The sequence below is a fragment of the Psychroserpens sp. NJDZ02 genome (assembly GCF_004843725.1).
In the GTDB taxonomy this organism is placed as follows: Bacteria; Bacteroidota; Bacteroidia; order Flavobacteriales; family Flavobacteriaceae; genus Olleya.
Map to the genome: position 1 here is coordinate 2,941,567 of NZ_CP039451.1, position 16,128 is coordinate 2,957,694.

At 29.8% G+C, this 16,128-nt stretch carries 14 protein-coding genes and 1 pseudogene; 3 read left to right on the top strand and 12 right to left on the bottom strand.

The features are described from left to right. Positions 1 to 93 precede the first annotated feature (93 nt). Together E9099_RS12980 and E9099_RS12985 are read right to left on the bottom strand one after the other, a co-directional pair. The gene (locus tag E9099_RS12980; protein ID WP_168800751.1) at positions 94 to 1,851 is read right to left on the bottom strand and encodes a WG repeat-containing protein; all 1,758 of its coding nucleotides are present in this window, start codon (positions 1,849 to 1,851) and stop codon (positions 94 to 96) included. A 139-nt stretch (positions 1,852 to 1,990) separates the two neighbouring features. Further along, the gene (locus E9099_RS12985) at positions 1,991 to 3,328 is read right to left on the bottom strand and encodes a DKNYY domain-containing protein (RefSeq protein ID WP_136583985.1); all 1,338 of its coding nucleotides are present in this window, start codon (positions 3,326 to 3,328) and stop codon (positions 1,991 to 1,993) included. A 367-nt stretch (positions 3,329 to 3,695) separates the two neighbouring features. On the opposite strand from E9099_RS12985, the gene E9099_RS12990 reads away from it, so the two are divergent. From E9099_RS12990 to E9099_RS13000, 3 genes are all read left to right on the top strand, one after another. After that, positions 3,696 to 4,172, top strand: a complete 477-nt coding sequence (locus tag E9099_RS12990) for an Hsp20/alpha crystallin family protein (protein ID WP_136583986.1) — start codon at positions 3,696 to 3,698, stop codon at positions 4,170 to 4,172. A 109-nt stretch (positions 4,173 to 4,281) separates the two neighbouring features. Next, positions 4,282 to 4,542, top strand: coding sequence for a hypothetical protein (locus tag E9099_RS12995; RefSeq protein WP_136583987.1), 261 nt, complete (start codon positions 4,282 to 4,284; stop codon positions 4,540 to 4,542). A gap of 11 nt (positions 4,543 to 4,553) precedes the next feature. Continuing rightward, complete coding sequence (locus E9099_RS13000) at positions 4,554 to 5,042, top strand: hypothetical protein (RefSeq protein ID WP_136583988.1); 489 nt, start codon at positions 4,554 to 4,556, stop codon at positions 5,040 to 5,042. Between the two features lie 189 nt (positions 5,043 to 5,231). On the opposite strand, the gene E9099_RS13005 is transcribed toward E9099_RS13000, so the two are convergent. The 10 genes and pseudogenes from E9099_RS13005 to E9099_RS13050 all read right to left on the bottom strand — a co-directional run bounded on the left by E9099_RS13005 (position 5,232) and on the right by E9099_RS13050 (position 16,034). After that, the gene (locus E9099_RS13005) at positions 5,232 to 5,738 is read right to left on the bottom strand and encodes a hypothetical protein (protein WP_136583989.1); all 507 of its coding nucleotides are present in this window, start codon (positions 5,736 to 5,738) and stop codon (positions 5,232 to 5,234) included. Between the two features lie 28 nt (positions 5,739 to 5,766). After that, positions 5,767 to 6,660, bottom strand: coding sequence for a hypothetical protein (locus E9099_RS13010; RefSeq protein WP_136583990.1), 894 nt, complete (start codon positions 6,658 to 6,660; stop codon positions 5,767 to 5,769). Positions 6,661 to 6,827: 167 nt separating this feature from the next. Continuing rightward, on the bottom strand, positions 6,828 to 7,421 hold the full coding sequence (locus tag E9099_RS13015; RefSeq protein WP_136583991.1) for a hypothetical protein: 594 nt from the start codon (positions 7,419 to 7,421) through the stop codon (positions 6,828 to 6,830). Positions 7,422 to 7,667: 246 nt separating this feature from the next. After that, a pseudogene (locus E9099_RS13020) lies at positions 7,668 to 7,843 on the bottom strand (chromate transporter); the annotation flags it as partial. A 157-nt stretch (positions 7,844 to 8,000) separates the two neighbouring features. After that, entirely contained in the window at positions 8,001 to 12,383 is a 4,383-nt protein-coding gene (locus E9099_RS13025; protein WP_136583992.1) for an AAA domain-containing protein, read from the bottom strand. Positions 12,384 to 12,808: 425 nt separating this feature from the next. Then, a complete protein-coding gene (locus E9099_RS13030) occupies positions 12,809 to 13,315 on the bottom strand; it encodes a GNAT family N-acetyltransferase (RefSeq protein ID WP_136583993.1) in 507 nt (168 codons plus the stop codon). A gap of 66 nt (positions 13,316 to 13,381) precedes the next feature. Next, complete coding sequence (locus E9099_RS13035; protein ID WP_240788886.1) at positions 13,382 to 14,197, bottom strand: IS3 family transposase; 816 nt, start codon at positions 14,195 to 14,197, stop codon at positions 13,382 to 13,384. Positions 14,198 to 14,232: 35 nt separating this feature from the next. Beyond that, positions 14,233 to 14,604, bottom strand: a complete 372-nt coding sequence (locus E9099_RS13040) for a transposase (RefSeq protein WP_100945294.1) — start codon at positions 14,602 to 14,604, stop codon at positions 14,233 to 14,235. A gap of 190 nt (positions 14,605 to 14,794) precedes the next feature. Then, the gene (locus E9099_RS13045; protein ID WP_136583994.1) at positions 14,795 to 15,403 is read right to left on the bottom strand and encodes a short chain dehydrogenase; all 609 of its coding nucleotides are present in this window, start codon (positions 15,401 to 15,403) and stop codon (positions 14,795 to 14,797) included. A 67-nt stretch (positions 15,404 to 15,470) separates the two neighbouring features. After that, the gene (locus tag E9099_RS13050) at positions 15,471 to 16,034 is read right to left on the bottom strand and encodes a Crp/Fnr family transcriptional regulator (protein ID WP_136583995.1); all 564 of its coding nucleotides are present in this window, start codon (positions 16,032 to 16,034) and stop codon (positions 15,471 to 15,473) included. Positions 16,035 to 16,128: the final 94 nt, after the last annotated feature.

Sequence of the window (16,128 nt, forward strand, 5' to 3'; positions counted from 1 at the left end):
CATTTAACGTGATTTGATAGGTTGTTTTAGATTAAAATCAGTTGCTTTTTTAGGTGCTATTAATATGGTTTTTAAATAGGTTGTATTTAGATACTACTCTTCAATAATTAATTTTCCAAACGCATCATATTTTTTGCTTCCCATGGTATATATGGTATTTAAACCATCTTCATGCATGCTAAATTGACCATAAGGGCTATCTGATATGGTGATGACCTTACATGAAACATCTATTATTTGCCTAGTTCCATTGACTTCGACCATAGTTAAGCCATTTACAAATTGTTTAGCAGAATGATATGTAAATGGTAGTATTTGCTTTCCGTTGGTATCAATATATCCAAAAAGATTATTGTCATTGCTTACAGCTGCAAGCCCTTCACTAAATTTTTTAGTCCAATTGTATCTAAAAGGGATGGCAATATCTCCATTTATATCTAAATATCCAGACTTAGAAGCTTTGTTTTCAGCTGGAATTAGATTTTCAGCAGTATCCCCTAAAGCTACAATGTTCTTTAATAGTTTTGTGTTAACCTTAGTGTCGACCAGATAATAATTACCATCTAGATCAACAGCAATTGCATTTTTAGAATCTAAAGATTCTAAAAATTTAAAGGTTTTATCTAATGTTATTTTATGGTCATTATTGTAAATAACAAAACCTTCTGCATCTTTGTTTTTTATAGCAAGAAGCCCGTTGTCCAATTGAAGTATTGTTTTAGCTGCGATGGGCGTTAATTTTTTTTCGACACTATTTAGATGATAATAAGAGGGGGCATCATAAATAGTAGGTCTTGTGTAATAATAATTTTTATTAAACCTTTCTAACGAAATTATATCAGACTTAAAAACCTCCACTAAATTTTCATCCAGAAAAATAGTTTTTCCATTTTTTTCTATAGGGAATAATTGATTATCTATTTGATCGTTTTTAGCAATAAATGATTTTGTTATTGAATTTCTATTGGTTTCAAAATAGAATGTAATCTTATCAATGTTTCCTCTAAAAAAAAGATCTAGATAATAATTTTTGTTTTGATTTCTAAAATAATCTAAACCAACAATTTTACGTTTCAAATACGATTGGAAAGCTTCAGGATTATCAAACGCTTCTTTTGTGATTTTATTTTTTGCTTTTTCTAGAAAAGTAACAACCTCAGAAAGACTCTTTTTTATTTTGTTAGGATGTATTGAAGATCCAGAACGCGTGCTACGTGATAAGGGTTTTCCGTTTTTATTAAAGGCTACATAGTGATAATCTAATGTATTTAAAAAATCACTCATTACAAATGACACATAATTGTGATCTATTTTAGCGATTTTTATGGTTCCATTTTTATAAGAGACTTTATCATTTTGAGCCGATAGGGTAACGGAGTCGTAAGCTGTCAAATAATCAACAGTGTAGTCTAAAGATAAACTATCAATGATTTTGTGATAGCCCCAATCCATTCGGAAATTAAAGCTACAATAATACGCCTCATGGTTGTCTTTTTTAACGTCACCATTTTTATAATAGATATTTTTTACTTCAACTTTCTGAGTGTTGTTTTGCGGTAAATTTATTGTGTTAGCCCGAATTCCATTTCGTAAAGAAACATGAGAAGTACTATCATTAGGCACTTGAAAAAAGATTAGGTCTTTATATTGATTTAAAGCTATAGTTACTTTAGAAGTGTCGATATGGAATAACTCATCATAATCCTCGTCTTCAATAGCGACGTTTTTTGGTTCTGTTTTATCGTCATTTGTGTATTTTAAAACTAGAGTCGCTTCTTTTATACTTGTATCTAAGTACTCAGAAATTTGATTAAAATCCATACCATCAAATTCTGAAATAAATTTTGTCATTAGGGGTGTTGTCGTTTTATTTTGACCGTTTGCTAATGAGGAAAACAGTAAGAACAACAAAAATATTTTTTTCATAATTGTAACCAATAAATTTAAAAGTAAATAAAGAGGGGCGTTTTTAGTTTGCTAATAGTAATGCTTAAAGATCAGTATTAAACGTTGCTAATTGGTAGTCGCCTTGTTCATTTTGTTCAGCGCCTAGGCCTTCGGTATATTCAAAAAGACTTGGTTTAATATTAATAAGAGGGTATTGACACCAATAGACTTGATTAACGTCTTTAGAGAAGTGTTCCGAAATAACAATAAAGGTGTCAGGATCTACATTAGGAATAGGATTACCATAGTAGAAAAACAAGTCCTTTGCACGTGTAAAATATTTTTCTTCTTCATCTAATATAATCACATCACTCGCCTTTATACCGTCTATTTTTTCGTCGTAAGTATAGACGTCATTTTTATAAGAATAAAAATAATTAGTAATATCACTCACATTAGCATTCGGGACTAGTCTTACAGTGGTTTTAGTTATACGCAACGGGCGCCACAACCATCTTTTGTTTAACTCTTTGGCGCGAGAGCGACTGATATAGTTAGGACTACGATCTATTACCTGACGGTCTTCAAAATACACATGCTGATTATCCTTAGAAAAGGACTCGTTCAACACTTGGAATGTAGCAGCATCGCTTCCCATAATGGGCGTGTCAAAATAATAAGCTGTGTTTTTATCAATTCTGAAATAAGGAGACAGAATCTTAAAGCTTTCTGCATCCACACCGTCTTGGATCTTTCCATAGCGATAGACATGAGCTTTATCTTTGGAATAGTCCGTGTCCATACAGACAAAATGTGCGCCTTGATCACTAATGACTTGACCAGAGTACAAGATTTTATCAGCCATACGTAATACTTCGGCACTCGAGTTGTCAATACAACTTGGTGTATCGGTTCGCGGAATTTTATAGTCATTATAATAATAAATAAAGTCATTATCCATACCGTAGACACCCCATAATGCTGTAAAAGTATCTGGATCTGCCATAGTTAATTGCTGAGAACCACAATACACATGATTAGCGTCTTTTATAAAACCACTGGACTCTTTTTTTGAAGCCCTATAACTTGGATGATTGTAAGTTTTTGGAATAGGGACTGCTGTATCAGGATCAGCACCAATAATAGGTCTATCGTTGTAATATACGGTGTGCTTATCTTTAGCAAAATCTTGGTCTAAAACTATAAAAGTATCAAGATCAGCGCCGTCAATTTCCTTGGCTCCAATATTAAAAAAATTACCACCCATAACATAGACGACTTTACTGTCTTCGATATAATATTGATTACTTTTTTCTTTATTTATTGCTGTCGCATTATTTTTACTAGGCGAATTGACATAGCGACTAAACACTACTATCAATAAAAAATAAGTGATAATAAAACCGGTAAAGCCTATAGCAAGCCATAAGAGTATGTTCATAATTATATGCAATTAATTTTTGTTTTAATAGATCAAAGATATTTTAAAAATAAAAGGTAGACTTTTATAATTAAAAAATAATCTATTAAATTATCGGAACCTAAGGTTGTTGAGTTTGCAATTTGTGCAAAGTGTTTGTTATTATGGTTTTGTATTTTTATTTGAGGTGAGTAAAATGTCAAAATGACATTTTTTTAAGTGAAAAAATGGCAATTATTTTGAAAATTTGACAGATAAGAACCTAATTATAATAAAATTTAGAATAGAAAATAGTGTGTCTTCATTTTGGTACTTTTTTTGTTTTATTGTCATAGAAATCAATAAGGATTTCAATTTGAAATAATGTTTAATTTAAAATTTTGTAATTATGAACAATTTAGTCAGTGTTCCTAAAAACGGAAGTTTAGCGAACAGTAATTTAAATCAAAATCGTCCAATGTTGTCAAATTGGTTAGAGGATATCTTTAATCGAGATTTGCCCTCCGTATTTACATCAAACTTCAATACTGGGATGACTTTACCAAAAGTAAATATTAAAGAAACAGCAGATGCTTTTATGGTAGAAATGGCCGTTCCTGGCCTTGAAAAATCAGATTTCCATGTTGCTATTGACAATCAGGTATTATCAATAGCTACAGACGCGAAGGCTGAAAAAGAATATAAAGACGAGCATTATACACGTCGGGAATTTGGTTATTCTTCTTTTAAAAGAACCTTTACTTTGCCAGAAAGTGTAAATGACGAGCATATTAATGCTAGTTATACTGATGGTATTTTAAATGTGCTATTACCCAAAAAAGAAGAAGCAAAACAAAAGCCTGCCAGAAGCATTAATATTACATAATTGCTTCAGTTATTTGTTATGATTGTAAGATAAAAGGTATAGTAGGGGACCGGTTTATCGGTCTCCACTATACTATTTTATAAATGTTTAATCTTTAAATAGGAAAGCGATGCCAAGAAAATTTAAGCCCGGAGATTGGGTCAAGGTTAGAGGGACGCTTATTGGTCCCAAAATGCAAGTTCTTAAATACATTCCTAAAAAAGAACCCATATTTGGTTTGGTAGATTATGATAATTATTTGGAATGTGTTTGGTATAAAAATGGCGAAAGACATGTCAAAGTATTTCACCAAAATAAATTGATTAAAACGATAGAAACGGGTGGTTTGTTCAATACATTTTTAGCAGACCCTAAATTTAATTTAACTTAAAATTTTAAACGATGAAAAAAGGCATTTTATTATTTATGATTGGCTTGTTAAGTGTCAGCTGCAGTGGTCAACAAAATGACACCAAAACGTCGGAAGTCAAGGATAGTGAAAATAAAAAAAGCACACAACCAAAAGGTACTTGGAAGGTGGATAAAGCATTTGATGAAAATGGGAATTTAACGCGATACGATAGTATCTATTCTTGGTCATCTAGTCATAATTTGGATACGCTTTCCAATGTCGAAAAGGATAGTGTGCTGCAAGCTTTTAAATCAAGATTTTTTACAGCCTTTTCAGATTTTGAAAATGAAGGATTTGATCCCGTTTTTTCTGAAGATTCCCTTTTTTATAAGCATTATTTTAATGATGATTTTTTCGGAAGTACGTTTGGTCAGGATTACATGGATATTGAAAAAATCAAGGCACAAATGTTTGCAAGACAAAAACAATTTTTAGAGAAATACCAATCAGAATTTATTAAGCCTGAAGACGAAAACTAAATAGTTTTCGTCTTTTTTTTGTCTATTTTACGGAAGCTTGGATTATTATAGTTACTTTGATTAACCGTGTTTTGATAGCTTTTAACTGACGTGTTTTTATTACCCATTTTAATCGATTTATAATTAATCGGAATAACAATAATGTTACTTAAATCAATAAGACTTATGATTGTTATAGGTTAAATATATTTATATATCCTTTTCATTCAAAAATCTATCATTAATAGCAACAAACATATAGTGATCCATAAACATTGGTGGGAATTCAAAGATTTTGACATATTCAAAAGTTATAAATTCTTTTTCGACTTTGGGCTCTCTGTAAAACTTTTTAAAAGGAAAGAATATATTTTTATCATTAACTGTAATTTTATAAGGACTTCTTAAGTTCTCTGGAAGAACAAGATTCCAATCTCCTTTTTCTATATAAACTAAGCATGAATTTTTTATGCCTGCTCCCTTTATCGCAAACCAAGAAGATAACATTGCTAAAATAAGTCCTCCTAATAATAAAAAAAGAAAAAGATGCATAAAATGAAAATGCTTAATAGTATCAGCTATAAGAAATACTAGAACAATAGATAGAATTAACCATAGCAATAACAATACTACTTGACCGTTTCTGTGAGATTTTATCGTCTTTTCAATTATGTTTTGTTCAATTGTAGTAGGTTTTCTATATCTTATTGTCTCCATTTAAAAGTTGTATTATCCACCTTTATTCTTATTGCATTTGGTTATAATCGTCAGTCATTTGATCAGAATTCGCTAAAACGTCTTCATTAGTTATGTTTTGGTGTAATTCTTTTAATATGGAATGTGCAAATTCTAAATTACCCTCATGATATCTTCTGGCCCAAAAAGTATAGATAGTAAAAAGTCTAGTTTCTTGCCTTGTAAACGCGTACTTTTTATAAGTAGTGTAATTGGAATCGCTTAAAGCATCTAAGATTTCTTTAGTTGCCATAGACTTAATTATTGCTTCTATAGCATCATCATCTGGATTAGATTTAGAGGCTAATTGATAAATTTGTGTTAAGGGTGCTTTATCATTTTTGAAATCTTCATAGGCTAGTAATAATGACTTAACTATAGAATACGCACCACAATTTTTATAAAGATTATTCTGTTTAAAAACAGAATAGGCTAATTCTTTTATTTCTGTAGTGAAAATTTTCTCTAAGGATTCGGGGCTTCTATTAATCTTAGCCATCATATAATTGGCAAAATAATCTTCAGACCAAAATGGATTTTCTCCATACGCTGGATAAAACATCCAACTAGTTCTTATGGCGGTTTCTAGGTCGTCTTTTTCTAAATTCATGTCTTCAAAGATAAATGCTAGTAGTTTTTTATTATCTGTGGTAATCCACGAATCCTTTTCTAACAAATAACTAATACTTTCCTCTTTGACATAATTATACATTAAATCTTCTTTGTTTACAGCAAGTTCTTTTTTCTCTAAGGTTAAAGACATGTTACTTTGTAGCAAGGAGTCATTTTTGTTTTTTTGAATCTCTAATTCTTGCTCTAATTGCACTAGTTTTTCTCGATCTTTGTTTGAATTACATGATAATGCAACTGAAATGATAAAAATTAATAGCATCTTTTTTTTCATTTTATTTCTTTTTTAGTTAGCGCCAATCTTTAAATATAGGAATAGCATGAGGGTAAAATTAGGCACCGTGGTTTGTGTTGATCGCGTAAGATATAAAAATATTGTATATTTTCTACCAAACAGGAAGCATCACAAGAGTTGTAAAGCTGTTCCGATGGACTATTTTTTTAATATCCATCATTAGTATTCAGTTTATGTTTTACACTCGCTTTCTTATCTAAAATCTGATATTCGATTTCTATTTCCTCATTATTTACTCCAATTAATTTGGCGTTTTTAATAACTAAAGAGTCAGTAGTAATTAAATTGTCAAAAGTATTGATGTTTAAAACTCTTTCCGCTATTTGAGAGTAACCAGGTCTGCAAATATTTTTTTCTAAAAGTCCTTTCTTTTCATAGACATAAATACGTTCCTTTGATAGTGGATGGTGTCTTGTTCTTTCTATTCTATAATTAGAATTTAACTGAATTTGCTGATAATCTCCTGAGTTAGTAAAATAATTGACAATACCAAAAAAAGGAATTGCCATTGGAAGAATACTTAATAGCACAACAGAAACTAATGTGAAGAAAAATATTTTCACTAATTTTTTAGTCCAAAACTTAAATATTATTATTAATGTAAATCCTAACCAAAGCCCATTAATAATTTTGTCAGAATAATATCCTAAATAATTATAATCATAAAAGGTTAATAGGATTCCTAATACAAAGAGTAATGAAACTACAAAATACACAAATAGCAAAATTCTGTTAGTCATTTTATTGAGTTTTGTGGTTACTGTCTTGTACTAAAATATGGCTACAGCTTAAAATTGAATTAAACTGATAACTGATATACCCTATTAGGTGTTTTAGAATCTACAAGATAAATGTAATCTAACTTTGTTGTATAAATTAATTGTGTTTTTTGCAGTTCTCTTTGCGTGTCTCACGTTAGTAAAGGTTTGGTCATTCTACTAAATTAGTGACTGATTGGTTTTTTTTTTGTTTTATCCCATAATTCAAGGAATTAAGTTAATAGCACCAACCAAATCCAGAAAATGTTGAGGTGTCATCCATTTTCTTTTTTAACCACTTCGCCCTCCATCATCGCAATATGGGCTGCAGGACCACCAAAAGCAATGCGTCCTAATTTGAAAAACAGTTTTGCAACTTCTTTTAGGTCTTTTTTGTTGGGCATTTTTAGAAATACTTTGACATTGTTGTGGTCGTAACTGTCAAGACTTAATTTTTATGTTAATTGGTATCGGGCTTGGTGTGTCAAACTACTTCTTTGTGGTTTATTTAATTTTGATGATTACTAGTGTAGCTTTTTTAAACTTTGAATTTATAAGTTTTCAATTTTTTATTTCTAATATTCTAACGTATTTATCTAATCCACCAATTTTCACAGTATCGCCAACAGATTTTCCGTTTAAGGCAACTCCTAAAGGTGTTTTAATATTTATTTTCTGAATACCATTTGATTTTTCAGGTTTTGAGACAACTCCGTCTACTAAATGAACTTTCAAATCTTTGTTAATATTCAAATAATTTACTTTCACTTTGCTATTAACAGTAATAGTTTCTTTAAATAATGTTGTTTGAACTTCCTCTTTTTTACTTACAGCTTGTATCGTTTGCTTTAAATCTTTTTTAAGATGTTGAGAAACTTTAGAAAGTTCATTTTCGACTATTGTGATGTTATCTGTAAAAGCTAATCCTGTTTTTGATTTATCTTCAAAAATTGATGGACTACTGTTTTCGATACTTCTTATAAATTCGACTAGTTTTTTTGTTTCCTTTTGTGGGTTTCTCCACCAATTTGTACTCCATATTCTATGGAATACAAAACCGTGTCCTTCAAGAATCTTTTGTCTGTGACTATCGTGTAAATATGCTTCTTGACTAGAATGATAAGAGGCTCCATCACATTCTATTGCGATTTTAGGAAGTCCAATATGTTTAGTATCGTAAACCATATCAATTCTAAATCCTGCAAATTGAAGTTGAGGAATTATATTTTTTTCGTCAAAATATTCGGTTAGAGCTTCATAAACTTCCTCCTCAAAAGGTGATTCGAGGTCTTCATTTAAGTTGTCGATTGTAGTACTTTTTGTAGAATTTTCTGCAAGTGTATTTAAAACAGAAATTCTTGCTTCATTGTCTTGTTCACTAACAGCTTTTGAGTATGCTAAATAGGCATATAAAGCTCCTCTTCTGTTATTTGAACCTTCATTGATTAAATGCTCTTTATAATTTAAAAACACATCTTCTGGAATGGAAGAACATACATATACTTTATATTTTGCTCTTGTAACAATAACATTTAAAAGTTTGTATCCTTTTTTATGATTTATTGAGCCAAATCTTTGGGCAAATTTCCCTTCTTTATTAATTCCATAAGTGGTTGATAGAATAATTACATCTCTTTCGTCTCCTTGAATATTTTCCAAATTTTTGACAAAAAAACCGTTTTCTTCGAGTTCAACTATTTTGTTATTAAAATCTTTATATTTTTCAAATTTTCTTCTTTCATTAATCTTACCTAAAACTAGGTTTCTTTGATTGATGTTGAAAGTTGCCACTCCAACTGTTGGATATTCTCCGTTTGGAAGTCTTGAAATATTGTTATCAATAATGGACAGAATTGTCTCAGCTTCTGCGTCATTGGAAGTGTCAGAATATGTGCCATTTACGGGAACATATTTTATTGGAATGTAATCAAAACTGTTTGGAAGTGGTTTTAACCTTTGATTATAAAAGGCATAATTTGAATAATCAATTAGATAAGGATGTCTTGAACGATAATGAAAGTCTAAATGTTTTTTCTCAAAACCTAATTCGGATGCAAAATCAAGAAGTGATTCACAATCTGAAAGTGAATTACTTATGTCGTTTTTAATTTTATCTATTTCGTCTTCAAATTCATCTTCATCATCAATCAAACCGTCAAATACTTTGCTGAAATAATTTGAAGGTGGCATTTGGTGTTCGTCTCCTGCAATGATAATTTGTTTCCCTTTTAAAAGTGCTGGTAAATTATCTTCTAATTTTAATTGACTTGCTTCATCAAACATAACAATATCAAAATATTGATTTTTGCCTTTAAAGAGATTACTTGCTACGTCTGGTGTTGTAAGAATTATTGGAAAAAAAGTTGTGAATAAATCCATATCCAACTTTACTATTTCTCGTAAGGATAATCGTTTATGTCTTTTACCTGCTCGTTTGTTGTATAGATTTTCGACAGCTAAACTTGGATTCTTATTGTCAAAATCTCTGGTTGCATCTATTTGTTTTGAGAACCAATATTCTCTAATATATTTAATCTGTTCTTTTTCAAGTTCAGACAAAGATTTTCCTAATTCAATATGGTCGTTATCATTTGTTGGTAAATCTGTATTCGCAGAATTTACAAGCATAGAATTAAGATAGAATATTAAAAATATTTTTCTCCAATTTGTTTTTTCCTTTAATTGGTCAATGATTAGTTTATTATCTGCTGATAATGAATTGTAAAATTGAAACCACTTAAACTCAATTGAAAAAAGGTCATTTTCATTTGCTGAAAATTGTTCTTTTGAATCTAATAAAGTCTGAATTTGAGAACTTAACACGTTGTGAGAATCTCCATTCACTTTTTTGTTAGTCCAATTTTGTTCTTCTATTTTAGTTTTTAAATTATTGAAGTTTGATTTTATTGTTTGTAGTAGTTCTGTGTCAAATTCCTTTTCAGTTGATTCAAGTAAGTTTAAGAATTTGTACTCATTTTCTATTTTTGACTGAAACTCTTTGTCAATTCTCTCCGTAATTAACTTGTGATTTTTGAGAATACCTTGATTTTCTTTAATTGATTTAGAAAAATTAATACTTTCAAAGTCTTTGCTATGATTAGTTTTTAGTGAATAATCTTCAAAAAGTGTATATGTTGTTTTTTGCTCATTAAGTGTAGTTTTCTTTTCTTTTGAGAAGATAGAAATAGTTTTAAATAAAAATCCATTTGTTTTTTCTTCATCAAAAAAATCGTTGTTTGCTTCGTGTTTTGTTAGGATGTTTTGAATAGAATTTTCAATATCACTAATTGAAGTTTTTTGTAAATTAAATTGCTCATTTCTAATTTTATAATATTCTACTTCATAGCTTGAAATGTCATCTAATATTATTTTCAACTCTTTCTTATAGATTGAAAAATCTTCTTCAATTTGTTGTTCTACAATAAATGGATTGTCTCCAACTAATTTTGCAGAGTTGATAAAAGAAAGGTTTATATGAGGTTTAAACTCGTCATATAAATTTTGCCCTTTTCTAATTAGTTCTAATAATTGATTTAGTTCAGATGATTCATAACTGAATGTGTCTTTTGCTAAATCAAGATTGTATTCTTCTGAATTGTCTTTTAATTCTGACAATAGTGATCCGACAATGTGAGTCCAATTTTTATTACCGACTAAATTTGTACCTAATTTTTTGTGTTTCTTGTTTATTGAATCAATTAAGTTTTTTGACTTTTCAATTATGTTGTCTAAAGTTTCTTTGGAATGTGTATATCTATATCTGCGATATGAGGAATTATCAATTCTATCTCTTACCGAATCAACTGCGACTCTTCTGTCTTTAACAATATCTTTTAAAAGTACACATTGATAATTAAGACCCTTTTCATTTAGGGCATTGTGCAATACTTCCAAAGCTGTCCGTTTTTCACAGACAACAATTGTCTTTTTTTGATTCTCTAGAGCATTTACTAAAATAGCTGTAAGCGATTGACTTTTTCCTGTTCCTGGTGGTCCTTGAATTAAAATGTTTCGAGAAGCTTTTAAAGAATGTAAAATTCCTTGTTGTGATGGGTCAGTTTCGACTGATGATATTGGTTGAAATGTATGTTCTTCCATATCCTCAAGGTCAATTGTAGCACCTTTTAATTCTAGTAAATTCGAATAATCGTGTATAATATTTTGCTTCTGAACCTCAAAAATTGAAAAAAGTCCGCCAAAATCTATAAATGAATTATTAGATGTTAATGGTAGCTTTTCGTAATATTTCTTTTCTGGAATAGATTTTACTTTATTTAGTTTTTTCTCAAATGTTTCACGAAGGTCATCTGGAATTGAGCTATTTATGGATTCAATGATATTTACACAAATATCTAAAAGTTCACTTTTATCAATTAAACCATCATCTAAAAACTCACTAGAAATTTGATTGATTTCAATTTTGGAATCATTTTGTAAATGATTTATTAGAACCTCATTGATATAAATTGGGTCGTCTTCTGTTCGTAGTATTTCCCAAGTATTAAATTCTTTTGTTCTTCTTATTCTTAATGACCAAATTAAAATTGGTGCAACAGTTAATTTATTGTCTGATTGGTCACGTCTTACAAGTATTGGAAAACCAAAACCAAATGTATTTATTCCTTTTTCCGATTCTATTGCATCTGTTTGATTGATTAGATTCTCAAAAGACTTTGTGATTTTTACCAATTGTGTTTGATCATCTTCAAAAAGTGAATTCAAATCGGGAACATTATCTTTCCAACTAATTTTAAATTTTAAAGGTAATTCGGTTAATAATGCATTAATAAAATTTGTGGGAAGGTTTTCGTCAATGTGAGATAATCGTGTTAGGTCAAACTTGTACCTTGAACGAGCTGGAATTGCATTTAAATGTACTCCTCTTCGGCTACCAACTTTTAGTCGGTTTTGTAATTCAATCAGTAGCTTTTCGGTTATCTCCATATTTTATTTCTAAAAATATGTTGTTTTATTTAAAACTTTTTACGATTTACCTCAATTAATACTAGAAAAAAAAAGAAAATCAGCTTTATTCATTCATATTTCATAGTTTATGAAATAAGAAAGAAAGTTTTTTGATGCTTTCCAACACATTAGTTAATAGCCTAACGAAGTTACCAAAAACCAAATAAAAACCAACCATTACAACAAACAAAAAACCATCATGCTTTTGCATAGTGGCTTTATAATTAGATAGCTATGATAAGTGTGTTAATAACAGTCTACAAAACAAGTCACTTAAACAGTGGTTATTTGTGTTGCTTTAAGTAAATAAGTTAGCAAATAAAATACTGATAGAATATTCCGTAAGGATGCTGGTAAGTAGTCTAGAAGACAGCAATAAATTATATATGGCGTTGACGGTAGTATTATTCTTTTAATTCCTTTAGTTTAACCCAAATATGGTCATTTATAATTTTCCCATTTTTGATAACAGCGTTCCTTTTAATGCTTTCTAAATTAAAATCATTTTTTTCTAGTACTCTCATGGATGGTCTATTGAAATCAAAAACGCCAGCCTCAATTCTTATAATATTAAAATTATTGAACACATAATCTGTCATTAGTTTTATTGCTTCAGAAGCAATTCCTTTTCCCAAAAAAGGCTCTCCAATAAAATATCCCATTTCTGCACTTAATCTAAATACATCTTCCTTAATTTCAATTCCAATTTCTCCTACGAATAGACCTTTCCAATATATTAATTTTCTTTGTGGAAGTTCTTTTTTAAGTTGCAGGTTTATAAACTCTTTAGCGTCTTTTAACGTGAAAGGATTAGGAACTTTATCATATCCATTATCGAATATAATTGGGTTATTTCTATATTCAGCATACTGCTTAGCTATTTCAATTTGATAGTTTCTTAATTCCACCATTAGTTCTAGATGTACTTTTGTTAGGGTTTGTCTTGTCCTGAAATATGGCTACAGGTTAAAATTGAATTAAGCTGATAATTTATATACCATATTAGGTGTTTTATAATCTAAAGATAAATGTAATCTAACTTCGTTGTATAAATTAATTGCATTTTTTGCAGCTCTCTTTGCGTGACTCACGTTATCAAAGGTTTGGTCGAGATAAAATTCATCTTTTAAAATTCCATTTACGCGTTCTGCCATTGCGTTTTCGTAACAATGATTTTCTTCTGTCATACTAATATCTATTTTTTTTCTTTTGAGTATTTGTGTATAAACATTGCTACAATACTGTATTCCTCTGTCTGAATGATGTATTAATTCTTTGATATTTTTAGCTTGATAAATAGCCTTATTAAGCGCTCTCACACATCCTTTGAGTTCCAAGCTATCACTAATATCATAACCAACTATTTTCCTTGAATGCATATCTGTTATTAAAGCCAGGTAGCAAAAGCCCTTTATGGTTCTAATGTATGTGATATCAGATACCCAAACTTGGTTAGCTCTAGTAACTTCTAAGTCTTTAATGATGTTATTATATTTGTAAAAACGATGATAAGAGTTTGTAGTTCTAGCACTGGTTTTCCTTCTAAGTGTCAGCATTTGATGTTTTCTAAGCACATTAAATAAAGTATCTCTACCAACTTTAATCTTGGCTTTATTAAAATCGGCCTTTAATGATTTTACAAGTTTTCTCACGCCTTCTCTAGGAAGGGATTTGCGTCTTTTTCTAACGATATTAATAATCTGTAGTTCTAGGTTTAAACGCTTATCAGCTCTGTTTTTATGCTTGTAATAAGCATTGCGTTTAAGTCCAAAACAATGGGTTATAGTTGTCAAAGAAGCAAATCCCTTAGATTTCTCTTTGGCTTTTATTAAGGCTTTATACTTAACTTTTTTTTTAGTTCAGCAATAGATTTATAACCTAAATCTTCAGCAGCTACTTCTAGATAGGATTCTTCTACCATAGCATCGAGATCCTTTTTAAGTAGTAACTTTTTAAGCTGTTCAATTTCTTTTTGAAGTGCTTTAATTCTAGATATTTCGTCTTTTGTTTCCACTTTTACTCTGGTGTTCATTAAGTCTTTACGATTGTACTTTTTAATCCACACGTTCACAGTTGTAGGTGCAATAGAGTAGAGTTTACAAAGTTCACTCTTTGTGTGTTTTCCGATTGTAAGTTCGGCTAAAATTTTTAACTTAAAAGGTTCGCTGTAACGTCTAATTACTTTGTCATTTCTATACATAATGTTTAAAATTATGTAGCCTTATTTCAGGACGGGTCAGTTTTACTGCCAACGTGATTATGTATGGTTAGTTGCGTGTTTCAAACAACTAATTTAGTAAATAATAACTAATTAAAAAGTCCTCACAGACTTTTGTAAATAGGTGAGGACTTAGCAATTAATTATATACGGCGTTGACGGTAGTTTTTATTTATGCATCTACAAAAATTACTTGACCCGTAATAAATCCATCAACCGAACGTTCAAAAGCTTTACCTACTAACTTTCCAGGAACTGGCTCAAAACCAGGCATCATTTCACCATAAACATCCCAAGCTTCTTCTAAAACAGTTGGGTTTATTGAGTTTACTCGGATTCCTCTTGGCATTTCAAAAGCAACACATTTAACAAATGTATCAATAGCGCCACTAGTAGTAGCATCAGCAATTGCAAAAGGTATAGGCTTAGTATTTAAAATTCCTGTTATTAAAGTAAATGATCCCTTATCTGCAATATATTCTTGACCAATACGTACAATGTTTATTTGTCCCATCATTTTACTTAAAATGATACTCATCCATTGTTCTTCGGTCATTTCAGTAAAATTTGCATATTCACAAACACCAACAGTGTTTACAACAGCATCAAAATGACCAACATCTTCGTATAATTTTCTTAATGATGCTTCGCTTGTAATATCTACTTGAAAGTCATAATTATCGGCAGATCGTCCAGCGGTTATAATTTTATGTTTTCCAAGACCAGTTAAAGCAGCTTGTCCCATTTTTCCGTTTGCTCCAATTAAAATTATTGTTTTCATATAATATTTGTTTTTAAATTATATGCAAATTTATGAAGTACTAAAGGTTTAAGAAGAGGACATTTGTCTAATACGTAATATTTGCCCTTATACGACTAAGGTGACGTTGCGTAACGCCTAGGTAAGAAGCTATATAATGTAGTGGAATCTCTTTGATATATTCAGGTTGTGTTGTAATTAAATCTAAATAGCGTTGTTGAGCTTTGTCTTTTTGATGATTAAATATCCATTTTTCTAATTCAACATATTCTTTTTCGGCAATAATTTTCAAAAAACGCAACCAATTACTATTTGATTTGGCTAAATTTTCTAACGTTGCTTTTGGTATTGAAATTATTTCAGCATCTGTCAGAGCTTGAATATTTTCTTCAGATTTTTTTTGCGAAATAAATGACGAATAAGCCATTAATAGTTTATTTGGAAAAGTGAAACAATATGTAATTTCATCGTCATTATTTGAATAATAATAAGAACGAAAGATTCCACTTTTGACAAAAGCTATAGAGTCGCAAATTTGATTATTATTAATATATAAATCGCCTTTTTTTAATAAAATAGTTTGAGATAACTTCAAGAAATCATTAATCTCTATGTCGGTAAATAAATTAAATGATTTTAAATATTCGTTCATTTTTTTTCTTTGATGTTTGGTATGTTAAAATTACCGTCAACTTGTTTTATAATAATTTTTATTACTCATATCCTATAGGTATAAAGGGATATAG

Coding starts and splice junctions, on each gene's coding strand:
- E9099_RS12980 (WP_168800751.1), bottom strand. CDS start 1,851: ATGACAAAATTTATTTCAGAATTTGATGGTATGGATTTTAATCAAATT.
- E9099_RS12985 (WP_136583985.1), bottom strand. CDS start 3,328: ATGAACATACTCTTATGGCTTGCTATAGGCTTTACCGGTTTTATTATC.
- E9099_RS12990 (WP_136583986.1), top strand. CDS start 3,696: ATGAACAATTTAGTCAGTGTTCCTAAAAACGGAAGTTTAGCGAACAGT.
- E9099_RS12995 (WP_136583987.1), top strand. CDS start 4,282: ATGCCAAGAAAATTTAAGCCCGGAGATTGGGTCAAGGTTAGAGGGACG.
- E9099_RS13000 (WP_136583988.1), top strand. CDS start 4,554: ATGAAAAAAGGCATTTTATTATTTATGATTGGCTTGTTAAGTGTCAGC.
- E9099_RS13005 (WP_136583989.1), bottom strand. CDS start 5,738: ATGGAGACAATAAGATATAGAAAACCTACTACAATTGAACAAAACATA.
- E9099_RS13010 (WP_136583990.1), bottom strand. CDS start 6,660: ATGAAAAAAAAGATGCTATTAATTTTTATCATTTCAGTTGCATTATCA.
- E9099_RS13015 (WP_136583991.1), bottom strand. CDS start 7,421: ATGACTAACAGAATTTTGCTATTTGTGTATTTTGTAGTTTCATTACTC.
- E9099_RS13025 (WP_136583992.1), bottom strand. CDS start 12,383: ATGGAGATAACCGAAAAGCTACTGATTGAATTACAAAACCGACTAAAA.
- E9099_RS13030 (WP_136583993.1), bottom strand. CDS start 13,315: ATGGTGGAATTAAGAAACTATCAAATTGAAATAGCTAAGCAGTATGCT.
- E9099_RS13040 (WP_100945294.1), bottom strand. CDS start 14,604: ATGTATAGAAATGACAAAGTAATTAGACGTTACAGCGAACCTTTTAAG.
- E9099_RS13045 (WP_136583994.1), bottom strand. CDS start 15,403: ATGAAAACAATAATTTTAATTGGAGCAAACGGAAAAATGGGACAAGCT.
- E9099_RS13050 (WP_136583995.1), bottom strand. CDS start 16,034: ATGAACGAATATTTAAAATCATTTAATTTATTTACCGACATAGAGATT.